Annotated in this window: 17 protein-coding genes; 6 read left to right on the top strand and 11 right to left on the bottom strand. The window is 72.1% G+C overall.

The genetic code is table 11. The features are described from left to right. Positions 1-49: 49 nt before the first annotated feature. Positions 50-1,270, top strand: a complete 1,221-nt coding sequence (locus tag ABII15_RS11520; RefSeq protein WP_353942204.1) for an MFS transporter — start codon at positions 50-52, stop codon at positions 1,268-1,270. Between the two features lie 28 nt (positions 1,271-1,298). Here the strand turns inward: ABII15_RS11520 and ABII15_RS11515 are convergent, their stop codons facing one another. The 5 genes from ABII15_RS11515 to ABII15_RS11495 form a co-directional block, all read right to left on the bottom strand. Beyond that, positions 1,299-2,918: a multicopper oxidase family protein gene (locus ABII15_RS11515; protein ID WP_353942203.1), complete on the bottom strand. Its 1,620-nt coding sequence runs from the start codon at positions 2,916-2,918 to the stop codon at positions 1,299-1,301. Between the two features lie 95 nt (positions 2,919-3,013). Beyond that, positions 3,014-3,439, bottom strand: coding sequence for a DUF6153 family protein (locus tag ABII15_RS11510; RefSeq protein WP_353942202.1), 426 nt, complete (start codon positions 3,437-3,439; stop codon positions 3,014-3,016). A 173-nt stretch (positions 3,440-3,612) separates the two neighbouring features. Next, a complete protein-coding gene (locus ABII15_RS11505) occupies positions 3,613-5,547 on the bottom strand; it encodes a S53 family peptidase (RefSeq protein WP_353942201.1) in 1,935 nt (644 codons plus the stop codon). A 147-nt stretch (positions 5,548-5,694) separates the two neighbouring features. Then, the gene (locus ABII15_RS11500) at positions 5,695-6,321 is read right to left on the bottom strand and encodes a DUF305 domain-containing protein (RefSeq protein WP_353942200.1); all 627 of its coding nucleotides are present in this window, start codon (positions 6,319-6,321) and stop codon (positions 5,695-5,697) included. Continuing rightward, a complete protein-coding gene (locus tag ABII15_RS11495; protein WP_353942199.1) occupies positions 6,318-6,989 on the bottom strand; it encodes a DUF3105 domain-containing protein in 672 nt (223 codons plus the stop codon). The genes ABII15_RS11500 and ABII15_RS11495 overlap by 4 nt, the downstream gene beginning before the upstream one ends. A gap of 320 nt (positions 6,990-7,309) precedes the next feature. On the opposite strand from ABII15_RS11495, the gene ABII15_RS11490 reads away from it, so the two are divergent. From ABII15_RS11490 to ABII15_RS11475, 4 genes are all read left to right on the top strand, one after another. After that, positions 7,310-8,671: a glutamine synthetase family protein gene (locus ABII15_RS11490; RefSeq protein ID WP_351457705.1), complete on the top strand. Its 1,362-nt coding sequence runs from the start codon at positions 7,310-7,312 to the stop codon at positions 8,669-8,671. A gap of 147 nt (positions 8,672-8,818) precedes the next feature. Further along, positions 8,819-9,247, top strand: a complete 429-nt coding sequence (locus ABII15_RS11485; protein ID WP_353942198.1) for a VOC family protein — start codon at positions 8,819-8,821, stop codon at positions 9,245-9,247. Between the two features lie 6 nt (positions 9,248-9,253). After that, the gene (locus ABII15_RS11480; protein ID WP_353942197.1) at positions 9,254-9,529 is read left to right on the top strand and encodes an AraC family transcriptional regulator; all 276 of its coding nucleotides are present in this window, start codon (positions 9,254-9,256) and stop codon (positions 9,527-9,529) included. Beyond that, complete coding sequence (locus ABII15_RS11475; RefSeq protein ID WP_353942196.1) at positions 9,526-9,969, top strand: hypothetical protein; 444 nt, start codon at positions 9,526-9,528, stop codon at positions 9,967-9,969. The genes ABII15_RS11480 and ABII15_RS11475 overlap by 4 nt, the downstream gene beginning before the upstream one ends. 3 nt (positions 9,970-9,972) lie before the next feature. On the opposite strand, the gene ABII15_RS11470 is transcribed toward ABII15_RS11475, so the two are convergent. From ABII15_RS11470 to ABII15_RS11450, 5 genes are all read right to left on the bottom strand, one after another. Further along, positions 9,973-10,401 (bottom strand): VOC family protein, encoded by a 429-nt coding sequence (locus ABII15_RS11470; RefSeq protein ID WP_353942195.1) that lies wholly within the window; start codon positions 10,399-10,401, stop codon positions 9,973-9,975. Positions 10,402-10,404: 3 nt separating this feature from the next. Next, entirely contained in the window at positions 10,405-11,430 is a 1,026-nt protein-coding gene (locus ABII15_RS11465) for a TolB-like translocation protein (protein WP_353942194.1), read from the bottom strand. Then, the gene (locus ABII15_RS11460) at positions 11,427-12,692 is read right to left on the bottom strand and encodes an MFS transporter (RefSeq protein WP_353942193.1); all 1,266 of its coding nucleotides are present in this window, start codon (positions 12,690-12,692) and stop codon (positions 11,427-11,429) included. The genes ABII15_RS11465 and ABII15_RS11460 overlap by 4 nt, the downstream gene beginning before the upstream one ends. Position 12,693: 1 nt before the next feature. Then, positions 12,694-13,587 (bottom strand): alkaline phosphatase family protein, encoded by an 894-nt coding sequence (locus ABII15_RS11455; RefSeq protein WP_353942192.1) that lies wholly within the window; start codon positions 13,585-13,587, stop codon positions 12,694-12,696. A gap of 141 nt (positions 13,588-13,728) precedes the next feature. Next, a complete protein-coding gene (locus ABII15_RS11450; RefSeq protein ID WP_353942191.1) occupies positions 13,729-14,160 on the bottom strand; it encodes a VOC family protein in 432 nt (143 codons plus the stop codon). Between the two features lie 143 nt (positions 14,161-14,303). Between ABII15_RS11450 and ABII15_RS11445 the strand changes: the two genes are divergently transcribed. Further along, positions 14,304-17,294, top strand: a complete 2,991-nt coding sequence (locus ABII15_RS11445; protein ID WP_353942190.1) for a bifunctional [glutamine synthetase] adenylyltransferase/[glutamine synthetase]-adenylyl-L-tyrosine phosphorylase — start codon at positions 14,304-14,306, stop codon at positions 17,292-17,294. A 319-nt stretch (positions 17,295-17,613) separates the two neighbouring features. On the opposite strand, the gene ABII15_RS11440 is transcribed toward ABII15_RS11445, so the two are convergent. Beyond that, entirely contained in the window at positions 17,614-18,222 is a 609-nt protein-coding gene (locus ABII15_RS11440) for a TetR/AcrR family transcriptional regulator C-terminal domain-containing protein (RefSeq protein ID WP_353942189.1), read from the bottom strand. Positions 18,223-18,275: the final 53 nt, after the last annotated feature.

Below are 18,275 nucleotides of genomic sequence, written 5' to 3'. Positions count from 1 at the left end.
TTCCGCTCACTGAGCCCACTCCACTCCAGTACTCCCGGGAAGATCCTTCATGCCCCTCGCCCTGCTCGCGCTCGCCGTGGGCGCCTTCGGCATCGGCACGACCGAGTTCGTCATGATGGGGCTGCTGCCCGACGTCGCCGGCGACCTGCACCTCTCCATCCCCACCGCGGGACACCTCGTCTCCGCGTACGCGCTCGGCGTCGTCATCGGCGCCCCGCTGCTCGCCGCCCTCACCGCGCGGATGCCGCGCCGCCGGGTCCTGATCGGCCTGATGGTGCTGTTCGTCGTGGGCAACGCGGTGTCGGCCGCCGCCCCGGACTACCACTGGCTGATGGCCGCCCGCTTCGTCAGCGGCCTGCCGCACGGCGCGTTCTTCGGCGTCGGCGCGGTCGTCGCCACCTCGCTGGTCGCCCCCGAACGCAAGGCCCGCTCGGTCTCCCTGATGTTCCTCGGCCTGACCGTCGCCAACGTCATCGGCGTCCCCGTCGCCACGGCCATGGGACAGCAGCTCGGCTGGCGCGCCACGTTCCTCGCGGTGAGCGCCATCGGCCTGGCCGCCATCGCGGCGCTGGCCGGGCTCGTCCCCGCCGACCACGGACACGGCGCGGCGGTCGGCGTCCGCGGCGAACTGCGCGCCCTGAAGTCGCTGCCGGTCTGGCTCGCGCTCGGCACGACGGTCGCCGGTTTCGGCGCGCTCTTCGCCGCGTACAGCTACATCACGCCGATGCTCACGGACGCCGCCGGTTTCGCGGAGTCCAGCGTGACGCTGCTCCTCGCCCTGTTCGGCGTCGGCGCCACCATCGGCAACCTGCTCGGCGGCCGCCTCGCGGACCACTCGCTGCGCGCCACGCTCTTCGGCGGGCTCACCTCGCTCGGCGTGGTCCTCGCCTTCTTCCCGCTGCTGATGCGCACGGAGTGGAGCGCGCCGCTGGGCGTGCTGCTGCTCGGCCTGACGGCGTTCGTGACCGGCTCGCCGCTCCAGCTGATGGTCATGGAGAAGGCCGCGTCGGCCCCCTCCCTGGCCTCCTCCGCCAACCAGGGCGCCTTCAACCTGGCCAACGCGGGCGGCGCCTGGATCGGCGGCCTGGCCCTGGCGGCGGGCCTCGGCACGACCTCCCCGGCGCTCGCGGGCGCGGCCCTGGCCGTCCTGGGCCTCGCCGTGGCCGGGATCGCCTTCGCGGTCGACCGGCGCCGGGAGCCCGTCCGGGCCGGCCGCCTGGTGGCGGGCAGCGCCGCGCCGGCGGCCGAGGCGGAGTCCGTACGCGGCTGACCCGGACCCCGCCCCGGCCTCGCGGAGATCAGCTCCGGTAGCCCAGGACCGTCATCATCCCCGCCTCCGAGTGGTAGACGTTGTGGCAGTGGAGCATCCACAGCCCCGGGTTGTCGGCGTCGAAGTCCACCGTCAGCGTCCCGTTCGGCAGCACGATCGCGGTGTCCTTGCGGGGGCCGCCCGCCACGTTCGCCAGCGAGAACGTATGGCCGTGCAGATGGATCGGGTGCCACATCGCGGTGGAGTTGGCGAAGACCAGCCGGACCCGCTCGCCCGCCCGCACCGGGTGCCGCTGGTCCGCCGTGTACGGCTTCTTGTCGAACGCCCAGTCGTACGCGGCCATCCCGCCCGTCAGCTGGAGCTCGACCGTGCGGTCCGGCTCGCGGGCGGGCAGCGCCACCTCGTCCGCCGCCCGCAGCCTGTCGGCCGTCAGCAGGCGGCCGTCCAGCTCCTTCGGGCGGACCGAGGCGACGGGTGCCGCGCCCGCGCCCGTGCGCAGCACCGCCAGCGCCGACGCCTTCTTGCCCTCCGCGAGCGCCGTCAGCGGGAAGACGCCGTCGCCCGCCGTGACCAGCACGTCGTAGCGCTCGCCCATGCCGAGGAGCAGCGCGTCCGTCGTCGCGTGCCGGACCGGGTAGCCGTCCGTGTGCGTCACCGTCATCGCGTGGCCGCCGAGCGCGACCCGGAAGGCCGTGTCGCCGCCCGCGTTGACGAACCGGATCCTGATGCGGTCGCCCGGCCGGGCCCGGAAGGACGAAGGAGCCTTCGGGGTGCGGCCGTTGACGAGGTAGTACGGGTAGGCGACGTCGCCCGCGTCACCGCCGAGCAGATCGCTGGTCGCGCCCATCATCATCCGGGACGGCCCCGACGGCGCCGGATCTTTCGTCCCGGTCGTCATCGACATGCCGCTCATCCCCGGCATGCCGTGACCGGAGTGGCCTCCCGAGCCGTGGCCCGCACCCATGCCCGCGCGCAGCTCCTTCAGGACCGCGTCCGGCGTCGAGCCGTCCACCCCGTCGACCCAGTCGTCGAGGACGACCACCCACTCCTTGTCGTACGAGAGCGGCTCCTTGGGGTCGTCGACGACGAGCGGGGCGTACAGGCCGCGGTCCTGCTGGGTGCCCGAGTGCGGATGGAACCAGTACGTGCCCGGGTGCGCGACCTTGAAGCGGTACGTGAAGTCGGCGCCCGGCGCGATCGGCCGCTGGGTGACGCCGGGGACGCCGTCCATGTCGTTGCGCAGGGCCAGGCCGTGCCAGTGCAGGGACGTGGGCTCCGGGAGCTGGTTGGCGAGGGTGAGGGCGAGCGTGTCGCCCGCGGTCACCCGCACTTCGCCGCCCGGCAGTTCACCCCCGTACGACCAGGACCTGACGGTGCGCCCGCCCAGGTCGAGCCGGGTCGCGGCGGCGGTGAGGGAGACCTCGCGGAGTCGGCCGCCCGGGCCGCGCCGCCGCTCGGCCGCGGCGACCTCGGGGCCGGCCGGATCGACGTAGCCCCGGGGCAGGGCACCGTGGGAGCCGTGCCCGGCGTCCGGGCCGGATCCGGAACAGGCGGCCAGAACTCCCGTACCGGCCGTGGCGATCGACGCGCCGAGGAGGGTACGGCGGCCGATTGGAGAAGTCTGGGGGAATCGCGGAATGTCGCGCATGACTGAGTCGCACCTCGATGTCGGTGTCGTACTGCGTGCTGGTCCGAACGCGTCAGCACCGCGCCGGGGCATGCCGGGGCGGCGCGTGCGCGGACCTATATGCGCAGCACCGAAAGGAGCGACAACGTCGTGCGGGGCGGGGGAGGATGCGGGCGGTGCGCGTGGCTCAGGCCGCGCAGGGCGGGCCCGAGCGCGATCGCGGACGCCGGCCGGAGGGGGGCCGCCGCGAGCAACAGCAGCAGCGTGAACGAACCGAGCACCGCCAGGCACACACTCAGCGGGTCCATGCCGCCGTCGCCCGGCATCTCGTGTTCGTGGGTGGAGGGTGTCGCGCCGTGCACGGCGGCGGGAGCCCGCACGGTGTGCTCCGGGGCCATGGCGTGCCCCGCCGCGTGCCCTGTCGGATGCCCCAGCGTGTGCATTCCGACGATCCCGAGGAGCAGGGCCACGAGCAGCAGGAAACGGCCGCCGGGGCGGAGCTCCGGGCGGCCGTTCGGCGGCGGGCTCGACTGCGACGGCACAGCCCGCACCTTACCCCTGCCGGGTATGAGCGGCTGCGGGCCGGTGGGGCTTCTCGCGCCGTTCCCCGCGCCCCGAGCGAGGGAGATCGCGCACGAAGTGCGCATCTCCGGGGGCGCGGGGAACTGCGCGACCGGCCATCCACCGGCCCGCAGTCACACCCGCTACAGGACCATCAGTGGCGACGGAACGACGACACGTACCCCGGCGCCGGCGAACCGACCCCGGTGACGTCGTCGTAGCCGCGGACGGCCTTCAGCGAAGCGTCCTTGCCCAGGCTGCGCACCGAGGTGAGCAGCCCGTCGGCGGCGTCGAAACCGTTGGCGAAGTCCACGCGGGCCACCGCGAGGTCCTTGCCGGTCGGCTTGTCCGTCACATCGTGGTAGATCTTCGAACCGTAGTGGTCGTAGATCGCCGGGTTGGCGAACCCGATGGCCCGCCCGCCGCGCGTCTGCTGCGCCAGCGCCTGCACGCCCGCGATCACCGGAGCCGCCAGCGACGTACCGCCGATGCGGTACTCGTCGTAGCCGAGCGAGCCGTCGGGCAGCGTCTGCGTCTGGCCCACCAGGAAACCGGTGTTGGGGTCGGCGACGGCCGAGATGTCCGGCACGACACGGTTGTTGCCGCCGTTGGCCGACGACAGCGACTTCGGCACGACACCCTTCTGGTAGAAGGGCTGCGCGACGGTCTTGCTGGTGCCGCCGCCCGCGCCGGAGGTGTAGGCGCCGGGGAAGCCGGTCCAGCTCTTGCCGTCGTCCGACAGGTTCGCCTTGAGCGTGCCCCAGCCGGTCTCGAACTGGTACTTCTCGTGCTTGCCGACCGCCAGCGAGGTACCGCCGACCGCGGTCACCCACGCCGAGTTGGCGGGCGTGTCGACCTGCTTCGTGCCGGTGTTGGCGACCTCGTCGCCGTTGTCGCCGGAGGAGAAGTAGAAGCCGATGCCCTGGATCGCGCCGAGCTGGAACACCTGGTCGTAGGCGGTGGCCAGTTCGGGCGTCTGGTTGGCCTCGATGTCGCCCCACGAGTTGGAGACGATGTCGGCCAGGTGCTTGTCGACGACCTTCTGGAGCGAGTCGAGGAGGTCGTCGTCGTAGCAGGACGCGGCACCGACGTAGGTGATGTCGGCCTGCGGGGCGAGGGCGTGCACGGCCTCGACGTCGAGGGTCTCCTCGCCGTACCAGCCGGAGGCGCCGCACTCCTCGGTCTTCGTGTAGTTCTTCGGCAGGACCTGCTTCAACTGGCCCTTGGCGTACGGCGCGTCACCGTTCTTGGCCGCGTACTGCTTCGCGTCCTTCTCGATGTACGGCGAGGCGTACGCGTCGGTGATGGCGACGCGGACCCCCTTGCCGGTGGCCTTGCCCGCGCCATAGGCGGCCCGCAGCTGCTTGCCGGTGTAGCCCTTGACCGCGTACGGGATCTTCTGGCCGTACGCCTTGGGCAGCGCCGAGGCCGTCTTCGAGCCGTAGTACGAGGAGAACGGGCCCGCGTTGCGGAACACCGCGTCCGGCGGCGGGAGTTCGTCCTGCTTGGTCGCCTTGTGCGGGGCGCTGTCCAGGCCCGTCACGGTGAGCACGGCGCCGTCCAGCGAGGCCGGCACGGAGGCGGTGCCGGAGGGGGCGCGGTAGGTGTGCTTGCCCTTGGCGTAGTTGTGCAGCTGGGTGCCGAAGGCGCGCTCGGTGGCGGCCACGTCGCCCGAGACGGAGATGTAGTGCGCGGTGGTGCCGGTGACCGTCAGACCGGAGTCCTTCAGCCACTGCGTGACCTCGGCCACCTGCGCCTTGGTCGCGCCGAAGCGGGCCTGCGCCTGCGCGGCGGTCAGGTACTTGCCGTACGACGCCGAGGACGGGTCGGACACGGCCCTCGCGTACGCGGCCAGCCCCTTGGCGTCCCGGCCGGCCAGGTACACGCGGGCGGTGACCTTGTTGCCGTTCGCGGTGGCGCCCCGGTCCGCGGCGTTCGTCGCCCACGTCGGCCTGGTGCCGGTGAGGTGGTCGCGGGCGGTCGCGGCGTCGGCCGGAGTGGCGATCGCGAGAGCGCCGGCGACCAGTGGCAGTGTCGCTGCGACGGCGAGGCCGGTGCGGCTGCGGCGTATGCCGCTGTTGGATCTCATAGCGGAAACCCCCTGGGTGAGGTGCACGTGTAATGCACACGCAGAGGGGTCCCACTCTCGTCACGAACCGTTCACGCGGGGGGAATGGATAGATCAAGAAGACGTCAAGTCGGTTCAACCGAGCCCAAGATGAACCGATTTGGTCTCTCAGGGCTTGGCGCCCCGCTCCTTCAGCATGTCCGTCATCAGATCGATCTCGGACTGCTGGGCCGCCACCATCCCGCGCGCCAGGCGCCGTTCGGCCCCCACCTCGCACCGCTCGACGCAGCCCTCGGCCATGTGCACACCGCCCTTGTGGTGGGCGATCATCAGCCGCAGGAACATCACCTCGGCGGACTTCCCCCGCGCCTCGCGGAGTTGGCCGAGCTGGGTGTCGGTCGCCATGCCCGGCATCAGCGCGCCGTCCTCACCGGCCGGCATGTCGCCCATGCCCATCCAGGCCATCGGCGGCTTCTCCGACACCTTCGGCAGCTCCCACAGTTCGAGCCAGCCGAGCATCATGCCCCGCTGGTTGGCCTGCGTCTGCGCGATGTCGTAGGCGAGCCGGCGCACGTCCTCGTCGCGGGTCGCGTCGCGCACGATGTACGCCATCTCGACCGCCTGCTGGTGGTGCACCGACATGTCGCGGGCGAACCCGGCGTCCGCCGACTCCGCCGCGGGCACCTTCAGGTCCTTCGGCCCGCCGTCGCCGTCGGCCACCGCGTAGGTGACGGCGCCCGCCGTGACGGCCAGCGCCGCCACGGCCGACACCAGCCATCCGGTACGGCGCCTCACTGCCCCAGCCCGCCGGTACAGGGCGCGCCCATCTCGGGCGTCTGCTTGCCCTGCACGAACGCGGCGAAGAACTTCGCGGCCGCCGGGTCGCCCGCCGACTTCACCGTGCGCTGGTGGCCCCAGGCGCTCAGCATGATCGGGTCCTTCTGGTCGGCGATCGGGCTCATCAGCGTGTACGGCGTCTGCTTGACCTTCGCGGCCAGCGCCTCGACGTCCTTCTGCGGCGCCTTGTCGTTGTACGTCACCCAGACGGCGCCGTGCTCCAGGGAGTGCACCGCGTGCTCGTTCGCCAGGGGCTTTTCGTATACGTCGCCGTTGCAGTTCATCCACACCTGGTTGTGGTCCCCGCCCACCGGCGGGTTCATCGGATAGGTGGGCTTGCCCCCGACATGGTTACGGGTGAGCTTGGCGCTCCAGGTGCCCACGCCGTCCTTGTCGTACGTGAAGTGCCCCGCGGGCTTGGCGTCGGAGGACGTGTCCTTGTCGTCGCCGCCCCTGGTCACCGCCCACGCGCCTACTCCTATCAGGGCTGCCACGACGACCGTGCTCACCGAGACGACGGCGATCCGGCCGCGCCGGGCGCGGGCGCGCTCGGCACGGCGCATCTCCTCTATGCGCTCCCTGCGGTCCGTGGCGGAGGGAGTGGAGGTGTTCTTGGCGGATCCCATGGCAATTCCTTCTGAGAAAAGGATGAGACGGGGCTGGCCCGCTGATCGTAGTGGGGAACGAGGTGCCGTGGGAGCACGCGGTACGGGCCCGCTGTCGAGCTCGGGGCGAACGGCAGGCACTATGGCCGAGGGGGGTCCAGCAGGCACTATGAGTGCGACACCGGCCGGTCAATGACGATCATGGTCGGCAACGCGCTCGAAACGGGCGTGTGGTGGGATGTGACCAGGCCCTTTTACGGTTTCTTTTCGAGGTCCCCCCGATGGCGCCCGCGGGCGTGGGAGCAGGCGGCCTGACCAGCAAGGATGGGTGGAAGCGGAAGATGGACAAGCAGCAGGAATTCGTGCTCCGTACGTTGGAGGAGCGCGACATCCGGTTCGTACGCCTGTGGTTCACGGACGTTCTCGGCTTCCTGAAGTCGGTGGCCGTGGCCCCGGCCGAGCTGGAGCAGGCCTTCGACGAGGGCATCGGCTTCGACGGCTCGGCGATCGAGGGCTTCGCGCGTGTCTACGAGTCCGACATGATCGCCAAGCCGGACCCGGGCACCTTCCAGGTCCTGCCGTGGCGCGCCGAGGCCCCCGGCACCGCCCGCATGTTCTGCGACATCCTGATGCCCGACGGCTCCCCGTCCTTCGCCGACCCGCGCTACGTCCTGAAGCGGGCCCTCGCCAAGACCTCCGACCTCGGCTTCACCTTCTACACCCACCCCGAGATCGAGTTCTTCCTCCTGAAGGACAAGCCGCTCGACGGCTCGCGCCCCACCCCGGCCGACAACTCCGGCTACTTCGACCACACCCCGCAGAACGTCGGCATGGACTTCCGCCGCCAGGCGATCACCATGCTCGAATCCATGGGCATCTCGGTCGAGTTCAGCCACCACGAGGGCGCCCCGGGCCAGCAGGAGATCGACCTGCGCTACGCCGACGCGCTCTCCACGGCGGACAACATCATGACGTTCCGCCTGGTCATGAAGCAGGTGGCGCTGGAGCAGGGGGTCAACGCGACCTTCATGCCGAAGCCGTTCTCGGAGTACCCGGGCTCGGGCATGCACACCCACCTCTCCCTCTTCGAGGGCGACCGCAACGCGTTCTACGAGTCCGGCGCCGAGTACCAGCTCTCCAAGGTCGGCCGTTCCTTCATCGCGGGCCTGCTGAAGCACGCGGCGGAGATCTCCGCGGTGACGAACCAGTGGGTCAACTCCTACAAGCGCATCTGGGGCGGCTCCGAGCGCACCGCGGGCGCCGGCGGCGAGGCCCCGTCCTACATCTGCTGGGGCCACAACAACCGCTCGGCCCTCATCCGGGTCCCGATGTACAAGCCCGGCAAGACCGGCTCGGCCCGCGTCGAGGTCCGCTCGATCGACTCCGGCGCCAACCCGTACCTCACCTACGCCGTCCTCCTGGCCGCCGGCCTCAAGGGCATCGAGGAGGGCTACGAGCTCCCGCCGGGCGCCGACGACGACGTCTGGGCCCTCTCCGACGCCGAGCGCCGCGCGATGGGCATCGAACCCCTCCCGCAGAACCTCGGCGAGGCGATCGCCCTGATGGAGCGCTCGGAACTGGTCGCGGAGACGCTCGGCGAGCACGTCTACGACTTCTTCCTCCGCAACAAGAAGCAGGAGTGGGAGGAGTACCGCAGCGAGGTCACGGCGTTCGAGCTGCGGAAAAACCTGCCGGTGCTGTAGCGGGGGAAACTGCGGGACCAGCCGCGGCGAGCCCTGAAGAGGCCGACGGTCCGTTGATCAACGGACCGTCGGCCTCCGTTTTTCGGCTCCCGGATCCGATCAGGATTCGAGAAGCGACAGCCCCCCGCCGCGGCTAACTTGAGGTTCATGGACCTCACCATTCATACGACCTCCCTCCCGCACGACGACCCCGACGCCTCCCTCGTCTTCTACCGGGACGTGCTCGGGTTCGAGGTGCGCAGCGATGTCGGGCAGGGGGCGATGCGGTGGATCACCGTCGGGCCGCCGAATCAGCCCGAGACCTGCATTCTGCTGGCGCCGCCCGCCGCCGACCCCGGTGTCACCGACGACGAGCGCCGCACCATCACCGAGATGATGGCCAAGGGGACGTACGGCTGGATCATGCTGGCCACCCCGGATCTCGACGGTGTCTTCGAGAAGGTGCAGGCCGCCGACGCCGAGGTGGTGCAGGAGCCGACCCGGCAGCCCTACGGCGTCCGGGACTGCGCCTTCCGCGACCCGGCCGGGAACATGGTCCGGATCCAGGAGACCGACGGCTCCGCCGGCAAGGGCTGAGGCGCCGTGTGCCCGCCCGCCTGGCGGCAGGCCCTGATCGCCGCGCAGCACCTGCGTGACCTGGCCCGGCTGCGCCGGGTCCGCGACCGGATCGACCGGGAGTGCGCCCGGCCCCTGGACGTCGAGGCGCTGGCCCGCGCGGCCGGTCTGCCCGGACGGCAGCTCAGCCGGGAGTTCACCGCGGCCTACGGCAGGTCCCCGTACGCGTACGTCACCGCGCGCCGCGCCCAGCGCGCCGCGATTCTGCGACACCACACGACCCTGGAGGGGCAGAGATCATGAGCGCTAACACCAGCACCGGACAGCAGGGCGCCTTCTCGGCCGAGGAGCGGGCCGCCATGAAGGAGCGGGCCAAGGAGGCCAAGGGCGGCCGGGGCAAGGCCGACCCCGAGGCCGACTGCCTCGCGAAGATCGCCGAGATGGAGGGCACCGACCGCGTCCTCGCCGAGGGCATCCACGCCCTGGTCAAGGCGAACGCGCCGCAGCTGATCGCCAAGACCTGGTACGGCATGCCCGCCTACGCCCAGCCCGGCAAGGGCGGCAAGCTGATCTGCTTCTTCCAGCCCGCGGCGAAGTTCAAGGCGCGCTACGCGACCCTCGGGTTCGACGGCGCGGCGGCGCTCGACGACGGGCCGATGTGGCCGACCGCGTTCGCGGTCACGGAACTCACCCCCGACGCCGAGGCCCGGATCGCCGCGCTCATCAAGCAGGCGGCCGGCTGACCGTCAGGGCGCGGGCGTGATGGCGTCCCGCAGCGGCACCTCGGCGCGCCGCCGGTACTCCTGCACCGACCAGCCGTTGCCGTCCGGGTCGGAGAAGTACATGAACGTACCGCCGTCGTCCGTCCCGAACCGCACCGGCTCCGACACCTCCACGCCCCGGCCGGTCAGCTCGTCCCGCGCCGCCTCGATGTCGGCCACGACCAGTTGCAGGCCGTGGTAGGTACCGGGGACGGGGGTGCCGGTCGGGATCGGGATGCCGGCCGCCAGCACCACCGAACAGCCCGAGCCGGGCGGGGTGAGCTGCACGATCCGGGAGCCCGGCATCACCTCCCGGTCCACGTCGCAGTGGAAGCCGACCTTGTCGACGTAGAAGGACTTCGCCCGGTCGATGTCCGACACGGGCAGCGGGATCACTTCGAGGGTCATCTCCATCGGTCAAAGGTAGGCGGGGGAGACGCCCGCCGTCAGGAGCCTGCTCGGCGCGCCCGAGCCGTCCGCCGGGACGCTGTAGAGGTCGGCTCCGTAGTCGCCGGGCAGCGCGTACGTGACGTGCCCGTCGTCGCTCCACACCGCCTGGTCGTCGACGCTGCGGGACTCGGCCAGCGGTGTCTCGTGGAAGGTGGCCAGGTCGAGGACGTACAGCCGCCAGGGCGCGTCGGCGGACAGGCCCGGCACCCGCTTCTTGTACGCGATCCGGGTGCCGTCGGGGGAGAGGGACGGGCACTCGACGTTGCCGTGCAGGGTGGTGACCGTCCGCGTGCGGAGGTCGCCGCGGACCAGGTAGGTCCTGCCGTGCGTGGCGAGCGTCGCGTAGAAGTGGCGGTCGTCGGCGGCGAAGGTGACGCCCCAGAAGTTGGCGTCGGCGGCCCGGTAGGGGTGCCCGTCCTTGACGATGCGGTACGTCTCCAGTGTCGGCGTCAGCTTGCCGGTCGAGGTGTCGAGGATCGCGGCGCGGGTGGAGAAGTCCGTGCCCGCGTAGCTGTCGCCGCCGACGAACGCCGTCCATGCCGCGTACCGTCCGCTCGGCGAGACCCGGGCGCGGGAGGGGATGCCGGGGACGGGGTAGTGGGCCTTCTCGCGTAGGTTCGCGTCCAGGAGCGTGGCGCGGTAGGTGTCGGAGAGCGTGCCGTGGACGGACTGGAGGCAGATCCCGGTGCCCGAAGCGGCGTAGAAGCGCAGGCACTTGAGGCCGGTGGCGGTCGCTCTGCGCGGGCCCGACGGCGCGCCGGCCGGGGTGGTCGCCAGCTCGTCGCGGTGCGGGCCCCAGGCCATGTTCCGGAACACCAACCGGTGACCGCCGGCCCGGAGTTGGACCTCCCCTGTGGTCACGGCCGGTCCGCCGGGGCGGGCCCGGTCGCGGCGGTCGGCGCGGGCCGAGGCGTGCAGGACTGCGGCGGTGGCCACCGCGGCGAGGGCGAGCACGGCCGCGATCAGGACGGTGAGCTTGGTGCGGGTCGTCATGCGTTCGCTTTCGTCGAGGCAGGTCGCGTGGTCGGGCGCAGGGCACAGACCGCCGCCACGCAGACGACGAGCAGGACCGCCGCGGCGGACAGCGCCGTCCGGTCGCCCCACGCCGTCCAGGCCGCGCCGAACCCGAGGGAGCAGCCGAAACGGGCGGCGGCCTGCCCGGTCTGCACGACCGCGAGGCCGGAGCCGCGGCGGTCCCGCGGGATGCCCGCGGACGCGGCGGCCATCAGGACGCCGTCCGTCGCCGCGTAGAAGGTGCCGTGCAGCAGCAGGACGACGCAGGGCAGCGCGGGGCTGTGCGCGTGGGTGAGCAGCAGCGCGTACACGCCGAGCAGGGCGACGTGCCCGCCGACGAAGACCGGCCAGGCACCGACCCGGTCCGAGAGCCTGCCCAGCGGGGCGGCCAGCAGCAGGAACGCGGCGGCCGTGCCGAGCGGCAGCAGGGCGAACCAGCGCTCCGGCACGCCCAGTTGGCGCTGGAGAACCAGATAGACGAAGGCATCGCTGACCGTGGCCAGGCCCAGGAGGGTCGCGCACGCGGTGGGGCGGACCAGCATCCTCCAATGGAGCCCCTCCGGCGATCGAGGAGCGGGGTCCGGGGCGGGGCCCCGTGTCCTGGGCACGAACAGGAGCAGGACCACGACGCCGAGCAGCGCGACGCAGAAGCTCACCGTGAACACGGCGTCGTACCCGTCCACCGTCCGGCGCAGGATCACGAAGGCCACCAGCGGCCCGAGCAGCGCCCCCGCGGTGTCCATCGCCCGGTGCACCCCGAACGCCCGGCCCCGCGTCTCCGGCGTGCTCGACAGGGAGATCAGCGCGTCGCGGGGCGCGGTGCGCAGCCCCTTGCCGGTGCGGTCGGCGGCGAGGACGGCGCCGATCAGGGGCAGCGTCCCGGCGAGCAGCAGCAGCGGCTTGCAGAGGGCGGAAAGCCCGTACCCGATGACCGCCACCGTCTTGTGCCGGCCGCCGCCGCTGTCCGCGAACCGCCCGCCTACCAGCCGGACCAGCGCCGAGAACCCGTTGTAGACGCCGTCGAGGAGGCCGAAGCCGAGCGGGCTCAGGCCGAGCCCCGCGACGAGGTACAGCGGCAGCACCGCCGTGACCATCTCCGACGACACGTCCGTGATGAGACTGACCGTGCCGAGCGCGAACACGGTGGAACCCACGGCGCGCCGCCGCCCGGCCGGGGGCCGGACGGCGGGCTCCGCGGACACCGGCGCCGAATTGCTCGCGCGAGAGTCCGCTACGTACATGTCAGGACGTCCAGATGCCGGTGATGTCCTTGGCCGACGCCGCGTTGCCCGCGTGCGAGGTCAGGCCGTGCATGTCCTCCAGGGTGCGCAGCAGGTCGTAGTGGTTGTACGTCGTCGAGGACGTGGCACCCGGGGTGACCTGCTGTCCGTAGAACACGGTCGGGATCTTGTTGCCGCTGAGCCGGTTGTCCTCGTCGAAGGTGACGACGAGGAGGCTGTTGTGGGTCTTGGCCCAGGTCGCGTAGGCGCCCAGCTTGTTCTTCAGCCAGGTGTCACCGGTGGACACCGAGCAGTCGTGCATGTCGCTGCACAGGTTCGGGACGACGTAACTGACCTGGGGGAGCGTCGAGTAGTCCGTCGGGAACTGGGCGAAGGTCTTCGCCGACGACGTCGGTACGTTGCTGAAGCCGAACCACGGGTTGTGCTTGCGGGCGTAGTCGCCGGAGGAACAGGTCGTCGAACCCTGGCTCGGCAGCGTCTCGTTGTAACTGCCCCACGTCTTGCCCGCGGCGATCAGCTCCGAGGCGAGGTTCGGGGCGGAGGAGAAGCCGGGCGTGTAGCAGCTGTCATCCGTGATGCCCTGGGTGGAGCCGGAGAACATCGCGAAGTAGTTGGGCTGGCTGGGGTGCGTCTCGGCGTACGAGGCCGTCAGGTTGGCGCCGCCGGACTTCAGGCTGTTGATGTACGGGGCGCTGGAGGAGCCGATGACCTGGCTGTACGCGTGGTTCTCGAAGACCACGACGATCGTGTGGTCGGGGGTGGGCACGGTCGCCGCGGCGTGGGCGGGCGAGCCGCCGCCGAGCGCGAGCCAGCTGCCCGCGGCGGCGGCCGTCAGCGCGAGCGCCGAGAGGAACGCCTTGCCGCGGGTGCGGACGGGGAGATTACTGCCGGGCACGTGGGACCTCCGGTGTGGGGGAGGGAGCGGATGCTGGCGGTGCGAGCAGAGCATGCACACGCCAAATCGCCTCGGTGTCACGTGTTCCGGTCCGGCCGGGTGAAGCGTCGGTGAATCCTCGGGGCCGCGCGGAGCCTCGGCTCAGCGCTCGGCGAGCGGCGCGGGCGCCTCCTGCACCGTCCACCCGTTCCCGTCCGGGTCGGAGAAGAACAGGAACGAATTCCACTCCTCACCCGGCCCGTCCTCCCAGCCGCCCGGCCCCGCGTGCCGCACCGGCGACACGTCCACACCGCGCGCCACCAGCTCGGCGTGCGCGGCCGCGATGTCGGTGACGCACAACTGGAGCCCGCTCAGCGAACCGGGCGCCATACCCCGCTGCCCCGGCGCGCCGGGCAGCCCCTGCGTCAGCGAGACGGAGCAGCGCGAACCCGGCGGGGTCAACTGCACGACACGAATGCCGGGGGCCACCTCACGGTCGAGGTCCACCTTGAAGCCCACCCGGTCCGCGTAGAACTCCTTGGCGCGGTCCACGTCCGAGACGGGGAGCACGACGACCTCCAGGGTCCATTCCATGGCCTGTCCTTCCTGAGACACGTACGGGCCTGTGAGGGATCGTCCCTCGGGAGGTAGGACCGCGCACCCGCCCACGACTCATCGGTCCCGCACGTTGAGCAGTAGGCTCAGCACCAGCGAGTGATCGAACAGGAGGCCGGGCGATGTCGGTGCCGCAGGGACGAAGGAGCAGCACGTTCACGCGGCTGCTGCGGCACGGGTTCACCGATCCGTCCGGCGCCGAGCGGCTGCTGGACGCCGAGGCGCTGTCCGCGGTCCGCTCCGACCCGCTGCTCCTGGACGCGCTCGGCGCCACCGCCGACCCCGATCTGGCCCTGCTCGGCCTGGTCCGGCTCGTCGAGGCGCAGCCCGACCCCACCGCCCGCCGTGAACTCCTCGACACGCTGATCACCGCGAAGCCGCTGCGCGACCGGCTGCTCGGGGTGCTCGGCGCCTCCGAGGCGCTGGCCGACCACCTCGCCCGGCACAGCGGCGACTGGCGGGCCCTGGTCACCTACGAGCCGAGCGACCTGCACCCCGGCGTGGAGGAGTTCGAGCGGGGCCTCGCCGACGCCACCGACCCGGTCTCGCTGCGCGTCTCCTACCGGCGGTGCCTGCTGTCCCTGGCCGCCCGTGACGTGTGCGGCACCACCGACATCGTCGAGACCGCCGCCGAGCTGGCCGACCTGGCGACGGCGACCCTGCGCGCGGCGCTCGCCATGGCGCGGGCCGCCGCGCCCGCCGACGCCGCGCTGTGCCGGCTCGCCGTGATCGCGATGGGCAAGTGCGGCGGCCACGAACTGAACTACGTGTCCGACGTCGACGTCATCTTCGTCGGCGAGGCGGTCGAGGGCGCCGACGAGGGCAAGGCGGTCCAGGCCGCCACCCGGCTCGCCTCCCACATGATGCGGATCTGCTCCGAGACGACGGTCGAGGGCACGATCTGGCCGGTCGACGCGAACCTGCGCCCCGAGGGCCGCAACGGCCCACTGGTGCGCACCCTCTCCTCCCACCTCGCCTACTACCAGCGCTGGGCCAAGACCTGGGAGTTCCAGGCGCTGCTCAAGGCCCGCCCGGTCGCCGGCGACCCCGAACTGGGACAGGCGTACGTCGACGCCGTGTCCCCGATGGTCTGGCAGGTCGCCGAGCGCGAGAACTTCGTGCCCGACGTGCAGAAGATGCGCAAGCGCGTCGTCGACAACATCCCGGTGGGCGAGGTCGAGCGCGAGCTGAAGCTCGGCCCCGGCGGCCTGCGCGACGTCGAATTCGCCGTCCAGCTGCTTCAGTTGGTGCACGGCAGGTCCGACGCCTCGCTGCGCAGCGGCACGACACTCGTCGCGCTGGCCGCGCTCGCCGACGGCGGTTACGTGGGCCGGGTCGACGCCGTCCAGCTCGACGACGCCTACCGCTTCCTGCGTACGCTCGAACACCGCATCCAGCTCTACAAGTTGCGCCGCACCCACCTGATCCCCGAGGACGAGGCCGACCTGCGCCGCATCGGCCGCTCGATGGGCATGCGCACCGAACCCATCACCGACCTCAACCGCGCCTGGAAGCGGCACACCTCGGTCGTCCGGCGCCTCCACGAGAAGCTGTTCTACCGTCCGCTGCTCGACGCGGTCGCCCAACTCGCTCCGGGCGAGATCCGGTTGAGCACGGAGGCCGCCCGCGAGCGGCTCGTCGCCCTCGGCTACGCGGACCCCGGCGCGGCCCTGCGCCACCTGGAGGCCCTCTCCTCGGGCGTCTCCCGCAAGGCGGCCATCCAGCGGACCCTGCTGCCGGTGCTGCTCGGCTGGTTCGCGGACTCGGCGGACCCGGACGCCGGACTGCTCAACTTCCGGAAGGTCTCGGACGCGCTCGGCAAGACCCCCTGGTACCTGCGGCTGCTGCGCGACGAGGGCGCCGCCGCGGAGAACCTGGCCCGCGTCCTGTCGGCCGGCCGGCTCGCCCCCGACCTGCTGATGCGCGCCCCCGAGGCCGTCGCGCTGCTCGGCGACGCGCAGGGCCTCCAGCCGCGCCCGCACGCCCAGTTGGAGCAGGAAGTGCTCGCCGCGGTGGGCCGGGCCGACGGCGGGGAGCAGGCCGTGGTCGCCGCCCGCGGAGTGCGCCGCCGCGAGCTGTTCCGCACCTGCGCCGCCGACATCATCGCCTCGTACGGCACCGAGGACACGCCCGCCGTCGCCGACCAGGGCGCCCTGGTCGACCAGGTCGGCGGCGCCGTCTCGGACCTGACGGCGGCCACACTCGCCGGCACACTCCGCGCCGTCGTCCGCGACGGCTGGGGCGACACCCTGCCGACCCGGTTCGCCGTCATCGCCATGGGCCGCTTCGGCGGCCACGAACTCGGCTACGGCTCCGACGCCGACGTCCTGTTCGTGCACGAGCCGCGCGAGGGCGTCCCCGACCAGGAGGCGGCCGAGGCCGCCAACAAGGTCGTCGCCGAGATGCGCCGCCTGCTCGCCCTGCCGAGCGCCGACCCGCCGCTGCTCATCGACGCCGACCTGCGCCCCGAGGGCAAGTCCGGGCCGCTCGTGCGCACGCTGAAGTCCTACGAGGCGTACTACCGCCGGTGGTCACTGGTCTGGGAGTCGCAGGCACTGCTGCGCGCGCAGTACGTCGCCGGTGACGAGGATCTGGGCGGGGCCTTCATCGAGCTGATCGACCCGCTGCGCTATCCCGCCGAGGGGCTCGGCGACGACGCCGTGCGCGAGATCCGCCGGCTCAAGGCCCGGATGGAGTCCGAGCGCCTGCCGCGCGGCGCCGATCCCACGCTCCACACGAAGCTGGGCCGCGGCGGTCTGTCCGACGTGGAGTGGACGGTGCAGCTCCTCCAGCTCCAGCACGGCTGGGCCGAGCCCGGCCTGCGCACGACCCGCACCCGGGAGGCGCTGGCCGCGGCCTGCGCCGCCGGGCTGATTCCGGCCGAGGACGCCGCCATCCTCGACGAGGCCTGGGTCCTTGCGACCCGGGTGCGCAACGCGGTGATGCTCGTACGCGGGCGGGCCGGAGACACGTTCCCCTCCGACGGACGCGAACTCGGCGCCGTGGGCCGCTACTTGGGCTACGACCCCGGCCACGTCGGCGACATGCTGGACGACTACCGCCGCACAACGCGCCGGGCACGGGCTGTGGTGGAGGACCGCTTCTACCAATAGCCCGCCCCCACGCGCGGCTCCCGTCGTGGCTGGCCGCGCAGTTCCCCGCGCCCCTGGGCAGTTCGTCACGCGCGGCCCGGTGGCCGCTTCTCGCGCAGTTCCCCGCGCCCCTGAGGCAGGCGCTTCGCGCCGCCTCTCCCGACGGGAGGCTGCACGAGGCTCGCCTCTCTTCATGAGATGGCGCACGAAGTGCGCATCTCAGGGGCGCGGGGAACTGCGCGAGAAGCGGCCACCGGCCGTCAGTCGAACGACGGCCTATCAGGGGCGCGGGGAACTGCGCGACCGGCCACGACGAGAGGCGCACCCGACCACCGGCCCATCAAGCCCCGAGCAACTCCCGCACGCCACCCACGAACGCCCCGAGCGCCAGCTCGAACGCGGCATCGGAGCGGCTGCCGGACATCGCGGAGAGCGCCCGCTCCAGCAACGGCATCACCGCCCCCTCAGGCACCTCCCACATCTCCTCCGGCGCCGCCATGTCCAGCGCCGACCCGAGCACGACGTTGTCCAGCCCGATGATCACCGTCATGACATCGCCCAGCGCGAACCCGGCATCGAGCAACAGCCCCACCGCCAGCTCGTACTGCGCCAGCACCCGGGGCGCCCGCACCGGATTCGTGGTCAGCAGCGGAATCGCCCTCGGATGCGCGGCGAACGCGGCGCGATAGGCGCGGGCCCACTGCGTCAGCGCCTCGTCCCACGGCAGCCCCGAGCGGAGCGACGTCGCGTCGATGCCGCCCGCCACCCGGTCCCGCAGCAGCTCCACGATCCCGTCCCGGCCGTCCACGTGGTGGTACACCGAACCGGTCTGCACCCCGAGCCGCCGCGCGATCTGCGGCACGCTGAAATCGCCCTGCTCGTCGACGAGGGCCAGGGCCGTCGCGCCGATGCGCTCCCGGTCGAGAAGTGGCTTGCTCGGCCGCCCCATCCGATGTGCTCCTCCGTCAGTTCCCCGTCCCGTCCGTGAAGACGGGTCTTCCC

The sequence above is a fragment of the Streptomyces sp. HUAS MG91 genome (genome assembly GCF_040529335.1).
GTDB lineage: Bacteria > Actinomycetota > Actinomycetes > Streptomycetales > Streptomycetaceae > Streptomyces > Streptomyces tabacisoli.
This window is presented reverse-complemented; position numbering and strand designations above follow the sequence as displayed.